The sequence below is a fragment of the Xylophilus sp. ASV27 genome (genome assembly GCF_016428875.1).
GTDB lineage: Bacteria > Pseudomonadota > Gammaproteobacteria > Burkholderiales > Burkholderiaceae_C > Xylophilus.
This window is the reverse complement of the sequence record NZ_JAELTO010000310.1, coordinates 1-391: the sequence shown is the minus strand read 5'-3', so window position 1 is coordinate 391 and position 391 is coordinate 1. Positions and strand designations below refer to the sequence as shown.

The following is a 391-nucleotide window of genomic DNA, read 5'->3' as shown; positions in this document are numbered from 1 at the left end:
CCCCCCCCCCCCCCCCCCCCCCCCCCCCCCCCCCCCCCCCCCCCCCCCCCCCCCCCCCCCCCCCCTTGTTTACATGCCGTATTCGTCTTCCCTTTTTTCCTGTCGGTTGTGGTGGGCTGGTTTTTGTTTTTATGCGACCGGGTTGTGGTTGGGGGGGGGGGCGGGGGAGTGTGGCACCCGCGCATTGTCGGGGTTGGCGACTCGACAGCCCCGGGCGGCTTCACTAGATTACTAACCAGTCAGTCATTAATCTGTCTCTTATACACATCTGACGCTGCCGACGAAGAGAACCTAGTGTATATCTCGGGGGGCGGGGGGGGGGTGGATAGGGGGGGGGGGGGGGGGGGGGGGGGGGGGGGGGGGGGGGGGGGGGGGGGGGGGGGGGGGGGGG

The 391-nt window shown here is 70.6% G+C and carries 1 pseudogene; it reads right to left on the bottom strand.

From position 1 onward, the window contains the following. Positions 1–185, bottom strand: a pseudogene (locus JHD63_RS23050) (hypothetical protein); the annotation flags it as partial. Positions 186–391 lie beyond the last annotated feature (206 nt).